Origin of the sequence: Marinifilum sp. (assembly GCF_965230805.1) — a bacterium.
In the GTDB taxonomy this organism is placed as follows: Bacteria; Bacteroidota; Bacteroidia; order Bacteroidales; family Marinifilaceae; genus Marinifilum.
The window spans coordinates 1,669,727-1,692,056 of sequence record NZ_OZ246019.1; the positions used below are offsets into that span (position 1 = coordinate 1,669,727).

Annotated in this window: 14 protein-coding genes; 1 reads left to right on the forward strand and 13 read right to left on the reverse strand. The window is 36.9% G+C overall.

Annotated features, from left to right (window positions below):
• Nucleotides 1–12 precede the first annotated feature (12 nt).
• The 4 genes from ACO05S_RS06610 to ACO05S_RS06625 all read right to left on the reverse strand — a co-directional run bounded on the left by ACO05S_RS06610 (nucleotide 13) and on the right by ACO05S_RS06625 (nucleotide 7,089).
• Entirely contained in the window at nucleotides 13–3,111 is a 3,099-nt protein-coding gene (locus tag ACO05S_RS06610) for a SusC/RagA family TonB-linked outer membrane protein (RefSeq protein WP_421920735.1), read from the reverse strand.
• A gap of 39 nt (nucleotides 3,112–3,150) precedes the next feature.
• Complete coding sequence (locus ACO05S_RS06615; protein ID WP_421920736.1) at nucleotides 3,151–4,290, reverse strand: dipeptide epimerase; 1,140 nt, start codon at nucleotides 4,288–4,290, stop codon at nucleotides 3,151–3,153.
• 13 nt (nucleotides 4,291–4,303) lie between these two features.
• The gene (locus ACO05S_RS06620; protein WP_421920737.1) at nucleotides 4,304–5,485 is read right to left on the reverse strand and encodes an NlpC/P60 family protein; all 1,182 of its coding nucleotides are present in this window, start codon (nucleotides 5,483–5,485) and stop codon (nucleotides 4,304–4,306) included.
• 143 nt (nucleotides 5,486–5,628) lie between these two features.
• Complete coding sequence (locus ACO05S_RS06625; RefSeq protein ID WP_421920738.1) at nucleotides 5,629–7,089, reverse strand: glycoside hydrolase family 10 protein; 1,461 nt, start codon at nucleotides 7,087–7,089, stop codon at nucleotides 5,629–5,631.
• A gap of 402 nt (nucleotides 7,090–7,491) precedes the next feature.
• Between ACO05S_RS06625 and ACO05S_RS06630 the strand changes: the two genes are divergently transcribed.
• Nucleotides 7,492–8,766, forward strand: a complete 1,275-nt coding sequence (locus ACO05S_RS06630) for an exo-beta-N-acetylmuramidase NamZ family protein (protein ID WP_421920739.1) — start codon at nucleotides 7,492–7,494, stop codon at nucleotides 8,764–8,766.
• A 223-nt stretch (nucleotides 8,767–8,989) separates the two neighbouring features.
• Here ACO05S_RS06630 and ACO05S_RS06635 read toward each other — a convergent pair whose 3' ends face one another.
• From ACO05S_RS06635 to nagB, 9 genes are all read right to left on the reverse strand, one after another.
• The gene (locus ACO05S_RS06635; protein WP_421920740.1) at nucleotides 8,990–9,514 is read right to left on the reverse strand and encodes a GDSL-type esterase/lipase family protein; all 525 of its coding nucleotides are present in this window, start codon (nucleotides 9,512–9,514) and stop codon (nucleotides 8,990–8,992) included.
• A gap of 84 nt (nucleotides 9,515–9,598) precedes the next feature.
• Nucleotides 9,599–10,888 (reverse strand): AmpG family muropeptide MFS transporter, encoded by a 1,290-nt coding sequence (locus ACO05S_RS06640; protein WP_421920741.1) that lies wholly within the window; start codon nucleotides 10,886–10,888, stop codon nucleotides 9,599–9,601.
• 79 nt (nucleotides 10,889–10,967) lie between these two features.
• Nucleotides 10,968–12,290 (reverse strand): SpoIID/LytB domain-containing protein, encoded by a 1,323-nt coding sequence (locus tag ACO05S_RS06645; protein ID WP_421920742.1) that lies wholly within the window; start codon nucleotides 12,288–12,290, stop codon nucleotides 10,968–10,970.
• Nucleotides 12,291–12,355: 65 nt separating this feature from the next.
• The gene (locus ACO05S_RS06650; RefSeq protein ID WP_421920744.1) at nucleotides 12,356–13,288 is read right to left on the reverse strand and encodes a GNAT family N-acetyltransferase; all 933 of its coding nucleotides are present in this window, start codon (nucleotides 13,286–13,288) and stop codon (nucleotides 12,356–12,358) included.
• An 89-nt stretch (nucleotides 13,289–13,377) separates the two neighbouring features.
• On the reverse strand, nucleotides 13,378–14,364 hold the full coding sequence (locus tag ACO05S_RS06655) for a DUF4922 domain-containing protein (RefSeq protein ID WP_421920745.1): 987 nt from the start codon (nucleotides 14,362–14,364) through the stop codon (nucleotides 13,378–13,380).
• A 230-nt stretch (nucleotides 14,365–14,594) separates the two neighbouring features.
• Nucleotides 14,595–15,479 carry an N-acetylmuramoyl-L-alanine amidase-like domain-containing protein gene (locus ACO05S_RS06660; RefSeq protein ID WP_421920746.1) on the reverse strand — a complete coding sequence of 295 codons (885 nt, stop codon included), beginning with the start codon at nucleotides 15,477–15,479 and terminating at the stop codon, nucleotides 14,595–14,597.
• A gap of 96 nt (nucleotides 15,480–15,575) precedes the next feature.
• Nucleotides 15,576–17,030: a glycosyltransferase family 2 protein gene (locus ACO05S_RS06665; protein ID WP_421920747.1), complete on the reverse strand. Its 1,455-nt coding sequence runs from the start codon at nucleotides 17,028–17,030 to the stop codon at nucleotides 15,576–15,578.
• A gap of 28 nt (nucleotides 17,031–17,058) precedes the next feature.
• Nucleotides 17,059–20,172: a fibronectin type III domain-containing protein gene (locus ACO05S_RS06670; protein WP_421920748.1), complete on the reverse strand. Its 3,114-nt coding sequence runs from the start codon at nucleotides 20,170–20,172 to the stop codon at nucleotides 17,059–17,061.
• A 40-nt stretch (nucleotides 20,173–20,212) separates the two neighbouring features.
• Nucleotides 20,213–22,195, reverse strand: a complete 1,983-nt coding sequence (gene nagB, locus ACO05S_RS06675) for a glucosamine-6-phosphate deaminase (RefSeq protein ID WP_421920749.1) — start codon at nucleotides 22,193–22,195, stop codon at nucleotides 20,213–20,215.
• Nucleotides 22,196–22,330: the final 135 nt, after the last annotated feature.

Consider the following 22,330-nt stretch of genomic DNA (forward strand, 5'->3'; position numbering starts at 1 on the left):
CTTCATCAATTATTAGAAAGTTAGATTAGCACCAATTGAGAAAATCCTTGCTTGTGGATATGTACCATAATCGATACCTTGTGTTAATGAAGGACTAGTTGAACTAGAAGCACCAATTTCAGGATCTAAACCAGAGTAATCAGTAATTGTAAATACATTTTGACCAGAGAAATAAACTCTTACATTATTTAACCAAGGAGCAACATCTCTAAATGTATAACCAATCTGAATGTTCTTTAATCTTAGGTATGAACCATCTTCAATATAAAAATCAGACGCTCTTAAGTTTCTCTCTACAGTAGATGCATTTAATCCGAACATTGTATTAGATCCATTCTGAGGAGTCCAGTGATTTTTATAATCTTCAGCTAAAGCGAATCGTTTAATATCAGCGTAGTTATAATATTTAAATCCGTTGAAGATTTCGTTTCCTGTAACACCTTGGAAGAACATGCTCATATCCCAGTTCTTGTAGTTTAAATCGATGTTAACACCATAGAATAAGTCTGGATTTGGATCTCCAATCTGTACTCTATCATCACCGTTAATTACACCATCAGGAGCTTCAAGAACACCATCATTATCCTTATCAGTCCACTGATCTTTAAATCTGAAGTCACCTGCTCCAACTGGCTCTCCTGATTGAGCACTAGAAGCAACTTCAGCGTCAGTTTGAAATACTCCATCAACTTCATAACCATAGAAAGCACCAATTGGGAATCCCTCAGCAGTTCTTGTTGTATTACCAACTAGACTTACATTACCGGCCCAAATCGGAGCACCTCCACCTAAACTTGTTACCTCATTATCAACATGTGAAGCATTTACATTAACAGTAAATTTCAGATCTTCACCAATTTTCCCATGATAACCAAGGTTTAACTCAAAACCTTTGTTTTCAACAGTACCTGCATTTACGAATGGACTTCCATCATAACCTGCATACTCAGGAATTGGAACTCTAACCAACATATCCTTGGTTTCTTTCTTAAAGTAATCCGCAGAGAAAGTAATCTTATCATTCATAAAGGCTAAATCAAGACCAAAATTGGTTGATTCCACAGTTTCCCATTGTACTTTGGTATTTGCCATTTTTACAGGAGCAGCTCCAGCATATTCTCTACCATTGGCATAGTCCTTTCCTGCAAATACGTAACTATATTCCACTCTTGAATCACCGGTTTGAACGGTAGATGCAAATGTATAAGGATCAATCTTAGCATTACCAACACGTCCCCATCCGGCACGTACTTTAATTCTATTTACGATTTCTTCAGGAAGAAAATCCATGAATTTCTCACTTCTTAATTTCCACCCCAATGACATAGATGGGAAATTTCCGAATCGCTTATCTGGACCAAATACAGAAGACCCATCTCGTCTAAACGAGGCCGTTAAATAATATTTCTCAGCATAATTGTAATTTACACGAGCAAGGTAGGAATACATTGTAGTTTCTTGTCCTGAATTAGATGCAAGTGTACTTTCGATATCAGTTGAAGCATTTATATACTGTAACTCCTCGTTATCATTAGGAATATTATTCCTAGAAACATTAATATAATCTGATTCATTTTTTTCTGCAGTAAAACCTCCTAGCACATTAAAGCTATGATCATCTACATCAAAAGTATAATTAATGGTATTTTCTGTCAGATATCCATTAAAATCAGAGGTTCCTCGTGTAATTTTATTTACAGCATTAATTTCCTGGCCATAGTCAAATGCAGGCAAATAAGTTTTACTCTTCGATCTTGAAATGTTTAAACTTACTGCTGATTTAATGAATAAATTTTTAATCGGCTCGAACTGCAAATATGAATTAGCAAGAATTAACAATGCTTTTCTTTCTCTAACATCTCTGTTTAGCTGAGCAACTGGGTTACCTAAATCCGAATAGGGTGTTGAAGCATACTCTCCTGATTCCTGATAAACAGGTGTTAAAGGATCATTTCTTTGAGCTAAAGTAAGAATCCCGTTGATTGCATTACCAGTAACCTGATGATTGGTGGTGTGTGAAAGCGAAACATTAACTCCAGCCTTCCATTTAGGACTTAAAGTATAATTGTTATTCAAACGCGCATTGATTCTTTCGTATTTAGAATTCAAAACAATCCCTTCATTCTGAAAATACCCAGCACTAAACAAATTATTGTTTTCAGCATTCCCTTTAGAAATAGTTGCATTCGCTTTATAGATTTTACCCACACGAGTAACTTCATCAAACCAATCTGTTGTTCTATTTACATCATCAGAAGGTGATTTTAATTCTAGAGGATGATAAGCTGTTGAACCTGTAAAATTAGCAGCATTTGTTTGCGCTGTATTATAAGTTTCTAACCAATCTTTAGAATTCATTAGGTCTGGCTCTGTCCAAGCTTTTTGAATACCCGACATCAATTCAACTTGTACTTTAACATCTTCAGAGTTACCAATTTTTGTTGTAATCAATACAACACCATTCGCACCACGTGAACCATAAATTGCAGTTGCAGATGCATCTTTCAACACTTCAAGACTCTTAAAGTCACTTGGATTCAAGTGTGAAATATCATCCAATAGTATTCCATCAACAACATATAGTGGCGATGAATTATTCACTGTTCCAGTACCACGCACTCTTACAGACAAACCAGCTCCAGGCGCTCCTGAAGTTTGAGTTACCATTACACCTGCTGCTCTACCCTGCAATAGCGCTGCTGCATTTGACACAGGTTGATCTTCCAAAGCCTTTGCATTTACACTAGCTACCGAACCTGTTATATCACTTTTTTTCTGAACACCATAACCAACAACTACAACTTCATCCATTGCAAAATTATCAGTTTCCAGTGCTACATTAATTTCCGTTTGAGTACCAACAGCTATCTCAAACGTTTTCATTCCTATATACGAAAATACCAAAATGGCATTCGATTTAACACTGATCTGATATTTTCCATCAAAATCAGTTGTTGTTCCGTTGGTTGTTCCTTTTTCTACAACCGAAACACCCGGGATAGACCCCCCGTTTTCTGCATCGGTAACTATACCTTTAACCAACACATCCTGCGCCCAGGATACCTGCCAGCCAAGCAGCATAATTAACGCCAAGCATGCAATTTTTCTCATAGTGTTAAAATTTAGATTAGTAAAATTATTTTAGAGTTATCATCTGCTTACTCCAATACCTTGACGGCTTGGCAGTATTACCTTACCATCTTTAACCGTAACCCCTTTAAAAGGATCATTAGAGATTAATAAGTTTCCATCCAAATCCGCCCAATCTACCATTGGTGAAAGTTGAGCGGCAGCACTAAGTCCGCACGAAGTTTCTGTCATACAACCAATCATCACTTTCATACCCAAGGCTCTGGCTACATTCAGCATTTTATGAGCCTCGCGCATTCCGGTGCATTTCATCAGTTTGATATTGATTCCGGAATAAGCTCCTTTTAATTTGGGAACGTCTGCCAAACGCTGAACCCCTTCGTCGGCAATTGTTGGAAGCGGACTATGTTGCGTTAGCCAAGCCATAGTATCCAAATCATATTTGTCCATTGGTTGCTCTACAAACACAACACCCTGTTCTTTTAACCAATGAATTTTATCTAAAGCCTCCTGCCTGTCTTTCCACCCCTGATTTACATCTACACACAAAGGAACATCGGTAACCTTTCTAATTGTGTTAATCATTTCCTCATCGTTTCCTCGTCCAATTTTTACTTTAAGCATTTTATATGGAGAGGCTTCTTTAACCTTTTCGGTCACCACATTTGGCTTATCAATACCAATGGTAAAAGTGGTTATCGGTGTATCTTCCTGATTATACCCCCAGATTTTAAACCAAGGTTTATTTACAATCTTTCCAATCAAATCATGTAATGCAATATCTACCGATGCTTTTGCTGCACAATTTCCATCGGCAAATCGATCAACGTAGGATAAAATTTCGTTTAAACGAAATGGATCAGTAAATTGATTGAGCCTTAAACCACTTAAAAACTTTGTAGCTGTCTCATGAGACTCGCCCAAATACGGAGGCATAGAAGCTTCACCATATCCAACAAATCCGCCCCACTCGATCTTGACCAACATTACAGGTGTGGTAGTTCTGGAAAATGATGCAATGGTAAATACATGTTTTAACTGCAAGTTGTATGGCTCGAAACTCAACTTTAAACCTAAACCTGAATAATTTGATTCCGCTCCTTCTTTACCACTATTACATGTATTAAACAAAGGAAGTAAGCAGGCTCCTCCGGCAAGTAATCCCCCACTTCCAATAAATTTTCTTCTATCCAACTTCATTTCTATTTCAATCTTAATACCACGGATGCTCCGAAACTTTTACAATTCCTTCATCCCCAATTCTGTTAAGAACTCTGCGACCACCCAAACATGTAAGCGTTCGGTAGTTGCTATAATTTTTTGCTACAGGATCAAAACTGTTTATTCTAACTCTACCCGAGGAATGAATAAATTCTCCATCCTCAATATACATCCCTACATGAGTAACTTTCTGTTTTTTATTTTCTGTAGCTTCTCTACCAAAAAACACCAAATCTCCTTCTAATAAATCTTTAACCCCTTGTTCAGGAGATATGGTGTCACCATGAAGAAATTGCAATGAAGCATCACGAGCCAATATTATTCCGTTCATAAAATACACGGATTTTACAAACCCACTGCAATCAACAGCTTTCGAAGATGTTCCTCCCCACAAATAGGGTCTTCCCATAAATTCTTTGGCGAATTGAGTAAGCATTGATGGGTCTGTAATTTCTTTTGATTTCCATATATCAAAATCAATACAATCAGACTTATTTAATCTGATTTCTCTTTTATCCGGAAGACTTAACAACCAATACTTTAAACCTTCACTCTTTACTTCCAATATTGATCCTCCAACAATGTCCGTTATTGCTTCCCGACCTTTTTCATCTTTCGCTACTTTAAAATGCGGCAGAAAAATCACTCTTCTGGCTTTTCTCCAATCCTTCATTTCGTCCTTACTTCGTAAATTCAATGCAGCATTATCCACCCAAGCAATGTATCTGTCAGGTGTTTGAATTTGATACCAAGAATTCCTTGTATTTAAGATCTTAACAGGAGTTCCCATAATGGCTTGTGAAACAAGTTCGGCCGAATGTTTCGGTTGAGATCTTAGATTCGCAACACTTAAATTGATCAACCCCCAAACCTTTTCTCCCATTTTTTTCTCTGGTAGTAAAACCAAACTATCTTCCAAATGAACACTCAAGCCTTCCAGAGAGGAAATCAAGGCTAACTTAGCTTCATGCAAAGATGTTTCTCCATTAACTATTAAATTACCATTGCTACTCATTGTAAAACTTGTAGTATAAATTGCCTCCCTAGCGTCAGGTGCAAATTCTTCACCTATTTCCTGTGATATTTGCTCTGCTTTCTGCAATACTTTTTTGTTATCACAACAAGCAAATACAATGAAAGACATCAATATGTAATAAGTACATCTCATTTTCATTTTCAATAAATTGGTATTACATCTTACATGATCCTCAAAAATAAAACAGATCCATTAATTAAGTGGACAAGCCATACATGTTTAAAAACACATATTTATAATACCAGTAAACATCTTTCGAAGTAATCTACAGATCTTACTGATTAATTATAAAGTACTACATTACTTTTCTCACCTAGAAAATGTCCTCTATTCACCGCACAAACATGGTATTCACCAACAATTTGACCTCTCCCCAAGCTTACTTGCGACAAACTTGTAGTACAAAATACTTTTTCTGTTTTTCCTGATTTTAAATAAACCACGTAGTATTTTGCATTTTCAATTTTTGTCCACTTCAACATTTTTCCATCCAGCCTTAATTTTGGCCTTTTGGGAATATCGCCATCGTATAAAGTATTTTGCAGATTTAATGCAGGAGAATCATACACCCTACTGGTTAAAGTTTCATTTATTCCTAACTTGTTTTCCACAAAACTTTTCGATGAAAAAAACATGCTACCATCAATGTTTTTAAGTTTGCGATTCAGATTTATCTGACGAATAATCTCATCCGCATTGTGCCAAGCTTTAATACTTGATTTAGGGTTTAAGCGATATGCTCCTTGACCTATGTAGCATGGCTTACCATACGAATTCTTATTCCACCACTTGGCTATCACTCTGTAATTGGCTACTTTTTTACCTATGTGCCAATAAATCTGAGGAGCCACATAATCAATCCAATCCTCCTTCAACCACAACAAAACATCGGCATACAAATCATCATAATTGGTTTGACCCGCTTGAGTTCCGGATCCTGATTTGTCAACACTTTTGTTTCTCCAAACACCAAATGGAGAAATCCCGAAAGGCATCCATGGTTTTATTGATTTAATGGTATCATTAATTTGCTTGATTACCTGATTTACATTTTCACGTCTCCAATCGTCAATTTGGTTCGGATAAAACTCTCCTCCATATATGGCAAAGCTTTCGGAATCAGGAAAAACCTCATCCTTTATCTTATATGGGTAGAAATAATCGTCGAAATGAATGGCATCAATATCATACCTTCGAACCACATCACCTACAATTTTCGACACGTAATCTCTGGTTTCCGGTAGTCCGGGATTAAAGTACTTGTGCTTTCCATAGACAAGAAACAATTCCGGTTGTTTATTGGTAATATGATTCGCATCTGTTTTTGTTTGCTTGTATAAAAACACAGCTCGGTAAGGATTCATCCAGGCATGCAATTCCATCGCTCTCTTATGGCACTCTTCTATAGCAAACTGGAAAGGATCGTAAACAGGCGAAGGAGCTTTCCCTTGTTCGCCCGTGAGCCACTGCGACCATGGTTCGTAAGGCGAATGGTAAAAGGCATCAGTAGCTGGTCGAATCTGGAATATTATTGTATTCATTCCATTCTTTTTGTGCTGATCCAAATGTGCAATCAATTCTTTCTTTTGCTCCTCAACACTTAAGCCAGATTTCGATGGCCAATCAATATTATCAACCGTTGCGATCCAAACTGCACGCATTTCTCTTTTAGGAGATTTCCTCTTTGCAAATGCTCCAAAAGTGAATAAGAAAAGTAATACTATTGCTATCAGTTTTTTCATACTATTCATTGCTAACTTTTGTATTGTATGACCAATTGCTTAAATACAGGTTTCCACCTTTCTACTCCCATTCTATGCATCATATCCAATTGATGCAAAAATTCCCTTCTTCTCGTTTCACTCAGATTTACACCTTCCAATTTGTCATTAATTATTCCGGAGGCCACTGCATGTTCAACTCTTTCAATTAAATGACTTAACTTGTCGTTTTGCTTATATTTTAAATCGCAAGCGAAAAAAAAATTGCATGATGCCAATGATTTAATAGTGACTTACGAGCTTTATCATCATAGTAATTTTATTAATATGTCATACATCTTACAAAAATAAAAAATTTATTAGTTTTGCAATAAAAAAAAGTAACAAACAACATTTTAAATTGCTAAAACACTTATCGAAACGATGAAAACAAATCACAAAATGACACGAACATCCAGAACACTAACATTCACAATTTCAGCATTTATAATTGCTTTACGGCTTTTCCCTTTAGAATCAAATGCCCAGATGGTAGAAAGTGGTATAGATGTACTTCAAAAATCCAATTTTGATATTTTATCGGGTAAAAAAATTGGTGTTATCACTAATCCCACAGGGGTGAATCAAAAACTTGTATCGAGCATCGATTTGCTCCACGAAGCTCCAAATGTTGAAGTGAAGGCTTTGTACAGTCCGGAACATGGAATTAGGGGAGATCATGCTGCTGGTGCAAAAGTTGGCACCTATACTGATAAGAAAACCGGATTAACCGTTTATTCTCTTTACGGAAAAAATAAAAAACCTAACTCTAAAATGCTAAAAGGATTGGATGCCTTGGTTTACGATATCCAAGACATTGGAGTAAGATCTTACACTTATATCAGCACCATGGGATTGGCAATGGAAGCTTGTCTGGAAAACGATATTGAATTCATTGTTCTGGATCGCCCTAACCCAATTGGTGGATTAAAAGTTGAAGGCGGATTGGTTGAACCTGATTATATTTCTTTTGTTAGCCAATTTCCCATACCCTATGTTTATGGTTTAACTTGCGGAGAGCTTGCCAATTATTTAAACGAAGAGGGCATGCTAAAGAATGGCAAGAAATGCAAACTCACTGTTGTAGAAATGAATGGTTGGAAACGAGACATGGTTTTTGCCGAAACAGGTTTGCCATGGGTTCCAACATCTCCTCACATTCCAAATTCGAATACCGCAATTTATTATGCCATTTCAGGCATATTGGGTGAGCTTTATACTATATCGATAGGCGTGGGTTACACTCAGCCTTTTGAACTATTTGCTGCCGAATGGATTGATGCCGACAAGCTAGCATATAACTTAAATGGACTGTCGCTAGTCGGAGTCATTTTTCGTCCTGTTCATTACAAGCCATATTATTCGGTTGGCAAAGACAAAATGATACATGGTGTACAATTGCATTTTACCGATGTGAAAAAAGCCAATCTATCCTTGGTACAATTCTATGTTTTACAAGAATTGCATAAACTATATCCCAACAAAAATGTGTTTGAAATGTGCAATAAATCCCGCCTAAACATGTTCGATAAAGTTTGTGGTGACAAAAAAATTAGAGATCAATTCTCTGAAAACTTCTTGGTGAAGGACATTGAAGATTTGTGGAATAAACCAGCAATAGATTTTAAAGAAAAATCAAAAAAATATTACTTGTATTGAGCTTATGCGTACCGATTATTATCTCGGAATACAAGTAAAGAATAACTAACGTGAGTTCGACGTAAAATTCGTTCACAGTTTGATCTGATTTTGAGTAGAAATATTCTCAAAGTACAATCTTAAAAAGCGAACAGGAATGTACTGCAAACCTTTGGCTTATTTGATAATGTTGGTATACACAAAGCAAACAAACTCCCTTTGACTTTTGTATTCTCTCATAATCTTAAATCATTTTATTGGATTGCAAGCAATTTCTCCAGAGTCGGTATCCGGCATCATTTAAATGAAGTCCGTCATAGGTATATGCCTTTATAAGATCATAAGAATAGGTAGAAAAAGAAGGATATAAATCCACGAAAGTGACATTTTCTTGTATACTCATAGTTTTCAACAAGCTGTTAATATCTCTAATTTTTAAAGAATCAAATACATTACTTGCATACATTTCAAAATTAACCGGCAATAATGACTGCATAACCAACTTGCCAGTGGTTTCATTCTTTACTTGGGCAATCAGTTTCGAAAAGTTGTTAATAATTGCTCGTGGTTCGATACCATCTCCCAAGTCATTGATGCCCATCATTAAAAATATCTGATCAGGGTTTTCATCCAATACTTCAGGCAGTCGCATCAGTATCTCATTCGATTTTTCTCCCGGAATACCATGGTTGCTGATTTCATGATCGGGATAGAAATCTTCCCATCGTCCTGCGTATGTTAAACTATCCCCTAAAAATGCGATTTTCATGATCTTAATTTAAGTTTCTTTTTAAACGATAAAAAAGAGCGCTAAATAATCATACAATTACCTAACGCTCTCTTTAATTAATTTCTATTTTTTCTTTATCCCATATTGAGGATCAATCTTAATGAGTTTAACCATTATAAAACTTGGAATGGTACACAGGATTACCCAAATAAAGAAATGTTGATATCCTATCATTTCCTGAATCCATCCGGAAATCATACCTGGCACCATCATTCCCAAAGCCATTAAACCAGTACAAAATGCAAAGTGAGCAGTTTTGTGTTTTCCTTCCGATACATAAATTTGGTACAACATGTAAGCCGTGAAACCAAATCCATAACCAAATTGCTCAACTGCTACCGATGCACAAACCAAAACAAATGATTCCGGCAATGCATATGATAGGTACACATATACTAAATTGGGAAGGTTGATGGCAATTACCATTGGCCACAACCAATATTTCAAACCTTTTCTCGATGCTGCATATCCACCAAGAATTCCTCCTATGGTTAGGAACAAAACTCCAATGGTTCCATAAACAATCCCCACATCGCTGGTTGACAAACCTAAACCACCAAGTTCTCTTCCATCTAACAAGAAAGGTGAAGCCATTTTAACCAACTGAGATTCCCCCAATCGATAGCTTAGTAGCACTCCCAAAATCAGCAAGATGTCTTTTTTGAAAAAGAATGTTTTGAATGTCTCTGCAAAATCTGAGAAGACTCCTGAAAAACTCTTTATTTCTCTGTCTTCATCTTCCTTGGGATGTGGCAAAGCAAACTTGTGATAGAATGTAAACAATAGGAACAAACCAGCCAAAATCACAAAAATCATCGACCATGCCATTGGAATATTACCTCCTTTTCCAAACAGGTTTGTAGTCTCGAAAACCCCTGCTAAATAAACCAAAGCTCCCTGACCTGTAATCATAGCCAATCGGTAAAAGGTACTTCTAATTCCAATAAAATAGGCCTGTTGACTATCGTCTATTCCATACATGTAAAAACCATCAGCTGCAATATCGTGAGTAGCAGAACTAAATGCCAACAACCAGAAAAAAGCCAGTGACGACTGAAAAAAGAGTGTTGTAGGAATTGTGAAAGCAACCCCTGCCAGGCCGGCACCTATAAACAATTGCATGGTCACAATCCACCAACGCTTACTTTTAAGTACATCTACCAATGGACTCCAAAATGGTTTAATTACCCATGGCAAATACAACCATGATGTGTACAAAGCAATATCGGAATTCGAAATCCCCAATCGTTTGTACATGATAACAGCAACTGTCATCACAACCACATATGGAATTCCCTCAGCAAAGTAAAGAGATGGAATCCATGCCCAAGGCGAGCGAGTTTTTGATTTCATTATTATTAGATTTGAGACATAAGACAATAGATCTGAGATTCTTCAAATCTCTCACATCTAAAATCTCACATCTATTTTATTAATATCTTTTCTCTAATTCTGCCCCTCTAAAATAGTGAAGCAAAATTTCATCGTATTTATATCCTTTTGCACCCATTACCGCAGCTCCAATCTGGCAAAGTCCAACACCATGTCCCCAGCCTGCACCAATCAGTACAAATTTCGAAGGTACTTCATTAACTACATTTAGCTTGTCTACCACAAATTCTGAACTGTAAAGATGAGATTCTGAAAGCACTTTGCGAATTTCCAATTCTTTTCCGATGGTTAATGAGCGTTTGCTCCCTACAATTTTTAGGGTGATTAATCTACCTGATTCCCCACGTTCGCCTGGAATTAAATCCAAAATCTGACCAAATTGTTTTCCTGTTTTTCTTTCGATCAATTCAGCAATTTCCTCTTGAGTATATTCAACTTTCCAGCGATAGAAATCCATGGTTTCCTGATCGTAATCGTTCAATACCTGAGATAGAATCTCCTTATCGGTAGTATTACAGAATGCATCTGGTGAAGTACGAATAAATTTATCTGCAGCTTCTTCCTTGGTCAAATCCATATCATATCCTTCCGGAGCTTGAGGGTTATCGATAATCGCTTGCAAATATTTGTGATTTTCAGGTTCCCATACATTCTCAAAAGTTTCTGCTACACCTCCGCAACATTTTGAGAATCGTGCATCACAAATTCTTCCCTCACTTGTTAACACCAAACCACGAGTTGCATGAATGGCATCAACTACCAATGGAGTCGATTGCTTGGTCATTCCCTGGTAACGCTGACAATGGTCATCAGCACAAACATTAAAGTTTACATGATCTTCTCTGTCATACCAACGAATAAAAGAATCTTCTGTTTCTACAATACTCTGATATTGGGTATTTGATTTCTGCAATTCTTCACCTTTAATTACCTGAGCCATTAACCATGAACGAGAAATTACAGCATGAGCTTTTAGCAACTCTAAGCTACTTGTAGCACTCATTTCAGAAGAAATCACACTTACCAAATAATCCTCAAGAGATAAAACATTGATTGCAGTTAGCTTTTCATCTTCACAAATAAAATGCAAACTCCCCTTAAATCTCTGATCTTCCTTGCGCTCCCAATGAAATTTAATCCCGATAGTAACTCCGAACAAATCGAAACTACTCACATCATACTCCTTGGGATTGAAAACCAATTCTTCCTCAATGATTCCATCGAAAGAGATTTTACCATCAATGTATTTTGCTTGTTGTTTTCCTGTATATTCTTTCCCATTTTGCTGTAGTACGTAGGTTCCGTTCAACTGAAACGAAATCTCCTTTTCGTACATGATTCCAACTCGTAATTGTGGTTCCATTTCTTTAAAAGATTTTAGATGTTAGATTTGAGATATTAGATTATTTACAGCCTTAATTAACTTCCTTACATCTCACGTCTCATATCTAGATTAATTTTCTTTTCGTATCGCCAAAATATTCTTTCTACAACAGCACCCGTATGATGCGAGTAGAAATCAATTGGACCAACCCAAGGAATGATAGCTGTTTGATACCCCAGATTTTTCAAGTCTTCCAAACAATGGTACAATAACACTCTTCCCATTCCTTTTCCTCTTAAATCGGGATGAGTACCCATTGGACCAAACCAAGGCAAGTCTTTGTTATTTGCAGAATGTGCTGAGAATGCACGAATTTTGCCATCTAGTTTTGCGATATGAATGCCTATTGGTTCTGGTTTGTAGGCCATTTCCAATTCATATTGCCACAACTTCCATTCTTCTTTAACAAATGCCATTAATTCTTGCTTGTCTTCAGGTGTAGCCCGGCTCACTTCAATTTGATCTGCCTTTAGAGCTTCTATCTTTTCTGGATCATTCCAATCTCTATTATCCAAATCTACCAATAGGTTTGAGGTATCCATGAATCTATCGAATCCCATTCGAATGGCGAAACAAAGAGCTGGTGTATATCTTGGATCAATCCCTGGCATGAAATAATTCATTGGCACATCGCCCAATCGCATTACATCTACTTTTCTTTGTTTTAGTTCTGTCTCCAATAAATCATACATCGCTCTTGCAATTCCATTTCGTCGATAATCCTGATCCACAGCCATCATTTTAACATAGCCATAGTTCACTCCCCGAATATCCATTCGACAGGTTCCCATCAGGAATCCAACAATTTGCTCCTGATCGCAAGCAAGCCAAACTAATTCCTGCTCATAAAATGGATCCTCGTAGATTTTCTCTTTTAGCAAATCCTCACTAATCACATCCAAATGATAAGTTTTCTGACACAATGATAATACATGATCAAAATCTGAATCCTGATATTGGCGAATGCTGTAGCTCATATTTTGTTTTTTCTGTTTGGCTTTCCGACACCAAGTCGGACTATCAATATCTTTTTACTAAAAGTTTCACTCCAAATAAGGATCCCAGATTAAGCTTTTATTTTTTTGCAAAGAGCAGAGAATAACTTTTCATCAACACAAACCTGATTGAAAATATCCTTTATATCCTCAGCAGTAATTTTCTCAAAATCCTCTCGCCTTGGGGTAATAAATACACCTCCAAAATCAACAGATGCAGGACTAATTAGAATTTGATCATCCCCTTCTGCGAAATATTGAGTTGGACGATGTAATTTTCTTGGGAACAAATGCATAATGTATTTATCATCAACATAAGAGCAAATCACATTTAGCATTGGTTCTTTTTCTTCTGACTGCATTTCTGCAAAGGCATTGTAAAATTTACTTACAACAGCTACCAACTCTTTATTACTAGCAGTCTGAACACTAATCATTTTTCTTAAGTAATGATTAAATGCCCGAACTTCAATATCATCTGATTTCACAAGCAAATCAGCCTTATCTTTTAAGGCAAAATACTCTTCTTCAACAGGCATAAAACCTTTGTTTCCTCCTTGGAAATGCATATGGTCTGGTGCTGAAGCTCCACATTTTGGCCCGTTATAGAATAGTGTATATCCTTGCATATCTTTAGCTAAAGACAGCATCCCTTCTAGATTATCCATGAAGGATTGATCCACATGAGCTACCTTTGGAATGGTGAAATGCTGAGGAATAATTGGGAATGGATTTACCAAAATCACATACTCTTTACCTTGAGCAATTCCTCCCTGTTCTGCCGGTAATTTGTCCAAACACAAAAAACAAGTACGATTTTTAATGCTTTTCTTGTCAACTTTTGCTGCCGAAGAACGAATTCTTTCCGGATTAAACTGAACCCTCATTTTAAATCCATCAAAAGAGAATTCCTTTTCCTCTACTTTTTCCAATCCTTTAAAATTCCCGTTGGCAAGAGGCCAATCTCTTACTTGCTGATTAATAAAATCACTTAATATCTCTACTGAAGATTTTTCTTTTAACAGATACTCTATTCTATCTATGCTGTCTATATTCATTTTTTTTAATCTTCCCACAATTAAAAAATACTCTTATTTCGTCGCACTCAACTTTCACACTTCTATTAAACTGAGCAGTTGCGACGATTCAAATATTGACTTTTATCCTCAGGGTGGCATTCGCTATCGCTCACTTGCCCTGGGCTAAATTCTGTTTGCCTTTCAAGCAAAAAAAACTCAATAAGTCTTTATTACTTTAAATACTTCAAGTACTATAGGCACTTTAAATACTAATCTACTACCCTGGCCACCATAATCCCCGATTGCAATTTATTCGTCTTTAACATCTCGTACAATGGAATATCAGAAATCACAACTTTTTTTGCCAGGCTCGATGCATGCATCAAGTGCAATCTATCATTTACATGAATTGCAATGCCTACATGCGAAACATCCAAACCTTTAATTTTTGTGGTGATGGCAATTAAATCCCCATTATAAATCTTATTCTCCACAGCCTGAATATTATCTTCCGGAATGTAGAACAGATCACGCCTATTGATTGCATCTTCGGTATCTTGAATCGATACAATCAATAAAGAGTCTGCTTTTAGTGCCGCATACGAATCAACATGATTGCTCATGAAATTGATTTCTTTCTTGTATTCTACTCCCCCAATTTCTGAAGTTACATTCTGCACAATCCCCTTTTGTTCATTCTCATAAATCCAATCAGAAAAGTAGTGTAATCGGGAGGCATAATCCTTAATTTCTCCTTTTCGATAGCGGAGTTCTTTTAGTTTTATCAGAAAATCATTTACCGAAAAATTATTTTGCTTTAATATTGATGAAAGCACAACTACATTTTCAAGATAAGTGGTACAATCCAGCTCTCTTAAATTTACCACTAACTTTTCATCATCACCTGTTTCCAGAGTTCCACCAAGATAAGGAGTTTGCAAAAACATTTTTCCTACTTCTACAGTTCTATCGGCATTTCCAAGTTTAGAAAAAGATTGTTCTTTGGCTATTTCGCTAATCGAATTAAAAATAGACTGATCCATTTTATTTGCCAATTGAACCGTCTTGTTTGATTCCTTTTGTTGATCGCTCTTTCCCTTGCATGAAACAAAAGCCAGCAAGAGCATTAAAATTTGCAAACTGAATATTCTCATAACTCTAATTTTATACCAATATTCTTTCTGAGATATAACTGCTATAATAAGGAAACAAGAGAATTCACTCCTGATTCCTCACTAAGCCTAACAATTTTATTTTACTAAAAGCTTTCTTGCTTTTAGCTCAATCGTGCGAACTCTATCCTTATAGATATTGTGTGCATTCATCTTCTCAATATCCAATGATGCATCTGAGTTGTCCTCCCAACGACGACACAAGTAAATTGGATCGTAAATTCTTCCTATTTGATACTTTCGCGAAATCGCTAATCCCAATGCATAATCTTCACCATAATTCACATTAGGAATTGGATTCTTGCGCAAAACAGGTGTATAGAATGCACGTGGAGCACCCAAACCATTAATACGAAGTGCATTATTTCTACCATTTTCAGGTGTCCATTCTCTGTGATCGATAATTCCAGGAGGAATCTCTTCCAGTTTGAAGTTCACCATTTGATATGTTCCAACCACCATTGCACAATTTTCTCTGTAGAATGCATCTACCACCTGCTGCACTGTTGTTTCATCAGCATACAAATCATCACTATCTAACTGAATGGCAAACTTACCACAAGCTTCATGATTTACTGCCACATTCCAACATCCACCAATTCCCAAATCTTTTCTTTCCGGGATCACGTGAATCAATCTCTCATCTTGCTCAGCATATTTTGCAATAATTTCAGTAGTTCCGTCAATAGAGTAGTTATCAACAATAATCAAGTTGAAATCAACATTTGCCTTTTGAGAAAGAACTGATTTGATTGCATCTTCGATTGTTTTAACACGATTGCGAACCGGAATTACAACAGAAGCTTCTACCTTAAAGTTTCCTTCATCAAATGCTACATTCTTAAATTTAGGCTCTAAATAAGCGCCTATTCTCTTCAAGTGCTCGGTACATGCTTCTTCCATCTCGATTTGTACAGCACGGTTTTTAGGATCAACATAGTCGAAAATCTTTTCCCCTGATTTTCTGGTATCCATTTCTTCCTCGGTGTATAATGCTTCAGGAACTCTCAAAAATTCAGAACGAGCTGCTACTGCCAAACGCAATGCATACAAACCAGCATGCTCATATTTTGCATCTACATCTTTTACAGCTTTCTTCAAAACACTGGCATCATAGAAAAGAACCGATCCGAAGTTGAAATCATCTCTTAAGCTACCTTCCTGATAATCGATAACCGGAAGGTTTTCCACTCTACCTTGTTTTATAGCACAATGGTTGGAATAAACCAAGCCACTATTGGTATCGCTAGCCACTTGACAGAAACGCTCAAGAGCCAACTGCCCCAAAGTTAAAGCACTTGTTTTGGTGTAAAGCAGAACATATTCTGAATCTGATTTTTCTGCGATTAGCTGAATGGTTTTTCCATTAGCCAATGGATCAGAATTTAAAACTTCTGCACCTTCAATTTCTTCAGCCTTGTTACCAACAATAAAAACATTCGATACCAATCCAGATTTTCTCAACTCTCTTACCGTAATTGTTGTTTCTTCTTTTGTTCCAAAAGGCAGAAAACATGTAATTTTTGCACTCATTCTTTATTATATGGCTTTTGTTATTTTATTATTTATTAAAAAATCGCATGATCTTGCTCATCATTTCATTTCGATCTTTTTTTGTTCTTAAAGTTTCGAAAGGAAATCCTAAAATGATTGAATGATAGTCTCCATCGTAAACAACACCTGCACTTTTGGAATTGTATGTAAATCGTAAAAATACCTTCGCATTTTTACCTACAGGCTCGATAGCATCAGGAGCTTCCACTTTGTATATGTTTCGATTGTATCCTGTTTCAAACTGGTATTCACCAGAGAAATCTTTTCTTACTTCGTTGGGATGATATATGGCTCCGGATTTACTTGCATAATTGGTTCTGAATAAGAAATGCAGCTCTTTTTCAATGAACTCTTTCATCAATGTATCTCCACACTCTATAACATCAGTTCCCAGATAGGCTCCCGAAAGGATCAGTTTTGCATCTTTTGATAGAATGTATTTTCTGATTGCCCTCACCATATCAGGAGTGTAAATCGTAAAATCTTTATTTTCCTTCCCATAAATCCTTCTGGTGGTTTTTTCTTCTCCAAAGATCAAATCCAAAGCCTTGTAATCCGTAGCTTTCCAATTTCCTCTTTCAAAAGACTCATCACTCATCGATACAAATCCGTATCCGGCAGCTTTAATCGCTTCACCATGCACATATGGATAATCGAAACTATTTCCCGGAATGATCTTTTCCTCTTTATCAGCATAACATGAACCATGACCTGAAGCATCATCATCCAACCATGGTGATTTTCTATCGAAATCATACTGATCACCCACATAGGCAATGTTTCTTTTATAAGCTACTCCTTCGTCCACAGCACTATTGAAACCAGCGTATTTGCCATCATCAAATCCATTTGGCGAAGCAATTCTGTCGAAACCATTTACAATCAAAACAGGCTTTTCACCATTAGCTAGTTTACAATAGGATAAGATCTCTGATGGGAAACTTTCACCTCCATCGTTCAATGCTGTTATCTTAAAACTGTAGATGATTTCAGAACTTAAATTATCAAGTAACAATTCCTCTTTTTCAACCAATATACCGTTATCAAATCCTCCATCATTCAACCTGGTGTACACCTTATATTTTTTTGCAACTGCACTTTTTTCCAGAGGATCGGCTACAGCTTTCCAGCTCAGTCTGACTCCATTTTCATTCTCATCAATTCTAAAATGATCAACTGGTAAAGGCTGCACCACATATTCTTTTCCTTCCTGCGATGTTAAAAATTTCAACACTCCCTTATAATAGGCACGACTAATATGAAATTTAAATTTCGGATCCATACCTTGATACATATCTGCAAAGTTGTGATGTGATAACATTTCAGACAACATGGTAGGAACTTTGGGACGATAAGCTTCTGAATACTGTTTGTTCCACATTCCTCTTCTTGTCCATTTTGGCTCGAACAGTTTTCTGATATCTTCCACCACCTGTGTTTGTACAATGTCAACCAAATCACGACTCGCCCATTTCGACTGTCCGTTAACAAATTTATCCCTATTATCACGGGTAGTGTTATAAATTGCTAAAGTTCCAATAATGGAATCATTTGGTGTAAAGCCTGCATCAGTATGAAATCCCAAGGCTATATCAACAGGAATACCAAGCCCTTTTACATTTATATTCTTGCTTGGTCCGTTGGGAGCACCAATTAAATAGTCTACCCATTCACCACGGCTCATATAATCATCCTTGTAATCGGTTTTTCCACTTTCTCGCTTTTGAAACTTCGCTGCATCCTTTCCTCTATTGCTATAATCAACCTTATAATTTTTGTTGATACTATACACGATTGAATCTGACATACCGGCATATTGCAAATAGTACCGTGCAGCTTCGTGATATCTCGGGCGATTACTGGTATACCTTTGCCACTTGGCTGAATCCATTGCAAAGCCAAGTTTGTTTCTTTCCTTTACTAATTCATTCAGTTCATCTACATTGCCTCTGGCAATATTGCCCATGCCTCCACCAAAACGAACCGCATCAGCAGAAACCCAATGGCCTTCTTCCTTACTTTCATTAGTAAGCAAGACTTTTCCACTTTCCGGATTTTTTCCCTTATCAAACAAGAATGTTCCCAGATAAATCCAGGTATCTCCGCCCATACTCTGATTTACAAGAAAATCTGTTTTTCCCCCGGCATGATAAACTGTATAATGTGCATCACACACATTATCATCATTAACGGAATAAGACAGGTAAACAGCATACTCCCCTTTTTCAGGAATGTAAGGTATATACTCCACTCTTGCAGTCTCAGCTAAAAACGCCTTCGCCTGCTTACTGTTTCCCATTTTAAATGGATTTTCTCCTTCAATATAAAATGGGTACTTGTTCCTAAATCCAGCTTGTGAGCCGATTTCCCAATTTCCTGATTCTTTATAATCCGAAAGAATCGAACACCAGTCAGCATCCACAATTACCTCATGGGTCTGAACATCACGTTCTCTTGGCAACAAAATGTTTGCACCTGCATTTTCCAACATAGGAGCAATGTAAGGAACCACAAATTCCATGGTCCACATGTCTTCTACTGTGGTGTATACTCTAGCTCTTTGCCACTCCCAACGATCCAATGTATTCTCGTAATACCAACCGTGTGAATGCCACAAGGCTATGTGTTTACTCTCTAATCCATGCTGATAAGTTTCATTCCCAATCTTTCTTACCAAAGGCTTCGTGTTATCACTTTTAACAGACAAACGATCTTTTGCCAAAGGAAATGTTTCATCTCTGTAGTAATTAGGAATCAATTCCCCTATTTCCATTCCCATACTTTCGATACAAACATTGTATTTCTTAAACTTACGACCCAAAATTTCCTTTAACTCATTATGATATTGCTTTACCGTAGCAGGCCTGAAAGGAATATAGGAAAAAGTTGAATTCACATAAACCGTAATTTCTTTCTGATCCGGATTTAAACTCAAGCTATCCAACTTATAACGATAAACAAACCCATCCGAAGCCTGCTTTAAAAATTCTAAAGCAGCCTTCTCTGCTTTCTTATTCAAACGATCTGATTTTTCAGCTGCCTGAACCGAAAAACCTATCAGCAAAAAAATAAATAGTAAAAGTAAATTCGACTTCACACGTCTGTTTGACAAAAAATCCATAATCCCAGTATTCAATGTAATTTTACCTGCACGGATAAATCTAAACAATAAACCTGACAAAAGCTTCGATTGCTTCATATTCTGCCAAGCCTAACTTATTAAACAAATTGGCTGTCGCTCTATTTCTGGCTTCTGATCTTTGCCAAAACAATCTTGAATCATTACCCATATATGGAGCGCTTTCCATTTGAGATTGGTGACGTAAAATTGCATTCCTTTTCTGTTGCAATTCCTCCGGACTAATAGGCACAGCCATTTGAATTTCATCCAAATCCCACTCTTGCCAAGCTCCTCGATAAAGCCAAACATAGCAATCTTCCATCCAGTCTTCATCTTTTACAATCTGAAGTGCCTGATAAATGCCTTCCCAACAAACTCTGTGAGTTCCATGTGGATCTGACCAATCTCCAGCAGCAAAAATCTGTTGAGGCTTCACCTTTCTCAACAAATTCACAATTATTTGAACATCTTCTTTTCCCAATGGATTTTTCTTCACCCTACCGGTTTCATAAAAAGGAAGATCGAGGAAATGAAGATTCTTAGAACGAAGACCAACAAACCTGCAAGCAGCTTTTGCTTCTCCTCTGCGAATTAAAGATTTCATTCTACGTACTTCAACAGTATCTACCTCTCCGGGAGATTTATTCTCCAATAAGAATTTGCGAATATCTTCGATAACACTTGGTAAATTGCCTTCATTGGTATCATGTGTTTGTGCAAAACTCCTTACAAACGACAAATAACGAATAGCCTCATCATCAGCCACAGCAATATTACCAGAGGTTTGGTAAGCAACATGCACTTCATGACTTTGACCCACCAGCCTTTTCAACGTTCCACCCATCGAAATTACATCATCATCAGGATGCGGGCTAAACACCAAAACCTTTTTCCTTGCCGGTTCAGCTCTTTCCGGACGATTCGAATCATCAGCATTAGGTTTACCACCAGGCCAACCCGTAATTGTATGCTGTAAATCGTTAAAAACTTTAATGTTTACTTCATAAGCCGATCCATACCAAGCAAGCAGCTCACTCAATCCATTATCGTTATAATCTCGGTTTGTCAACTTCAAAACTGGTTTCTCCAATTTATTACAAAGCCAAACTACAGCTTTACGAATCCAATAGCGATCCCACTCTACACTTCCAACCAGCCATGGATTTTTTACTCTGGTTAATTCTCCTGCCGCTGGCACATCCAGTACAAACTGCACATCAGTATGGCGTTGCAAATAACTGGCAGGAACCGAATCGCTCTGTCCTTCCTCCAATGCTTTCTTTACGATAGGGGCTTTACCCTCTCCCCATGCCATCAGAATTACGCGTTTTGCTTTAAATATGGTGCCCACTCCCATTGTGATTGCTGCCTTTGGCACCTTGTTTAACCCATTAAAATCTTTTGCTGCATCACGCCTGGTTAAAGCATCAAGCATGATTAAACGAGTTTTCGAATCCAATTGTGAACCCGGCTCGTTAAAACCTATATGACCTGTTCTACCAATTCCTAAGATTTGCATATCGAGTCCTCCAAAAGAATCGATCTTAGCTTCGTAATCAGAACAGTATTTAAAAATCCCTTCCTTGCTAACCTCACCATCAGGAACATTAATTTGATCGCGAGGAATATCTATATGATTAAAAAGAACATCATCCATATAATAGTTATAGCTCTGAATACTCTCATTTGCCATTGGATAGTATTCATCAAGATTGAATGTAATTACATTTTTAAAAGACAATCCCTCTTCTTTGTGCAAGCGCACCAATTCGGCATATACCCCAAGTGGTGTTGCACCAGTAGCCAATCCAAGCACACAAGAATCATTATTCTTTGCCTTCTCAACTATCAGATTTGCGATTTCATGAGCTACCCAATTTGCACCTTTTTCGGCCGTAGCAAAAATATCAGCAGGCATTTTCTCATATCTTGTTTTTACCGTTTTATCGAACTCATCCAATGGTTGGTAATACAACTTAGCCTTATTCAGCTCTCCTCTAAATTGTAATATTTGATTTTCCATATTGCTAACTCCTGATTTAAATTACCTTCGCATCAAAAATAGAACAGAAAATTAAAAAAACCAAATTTGGTATTACATGTTATATAATACTTTTCGGATGGAGTTTATTTTTCTATATTTGTATCATGTAAATGA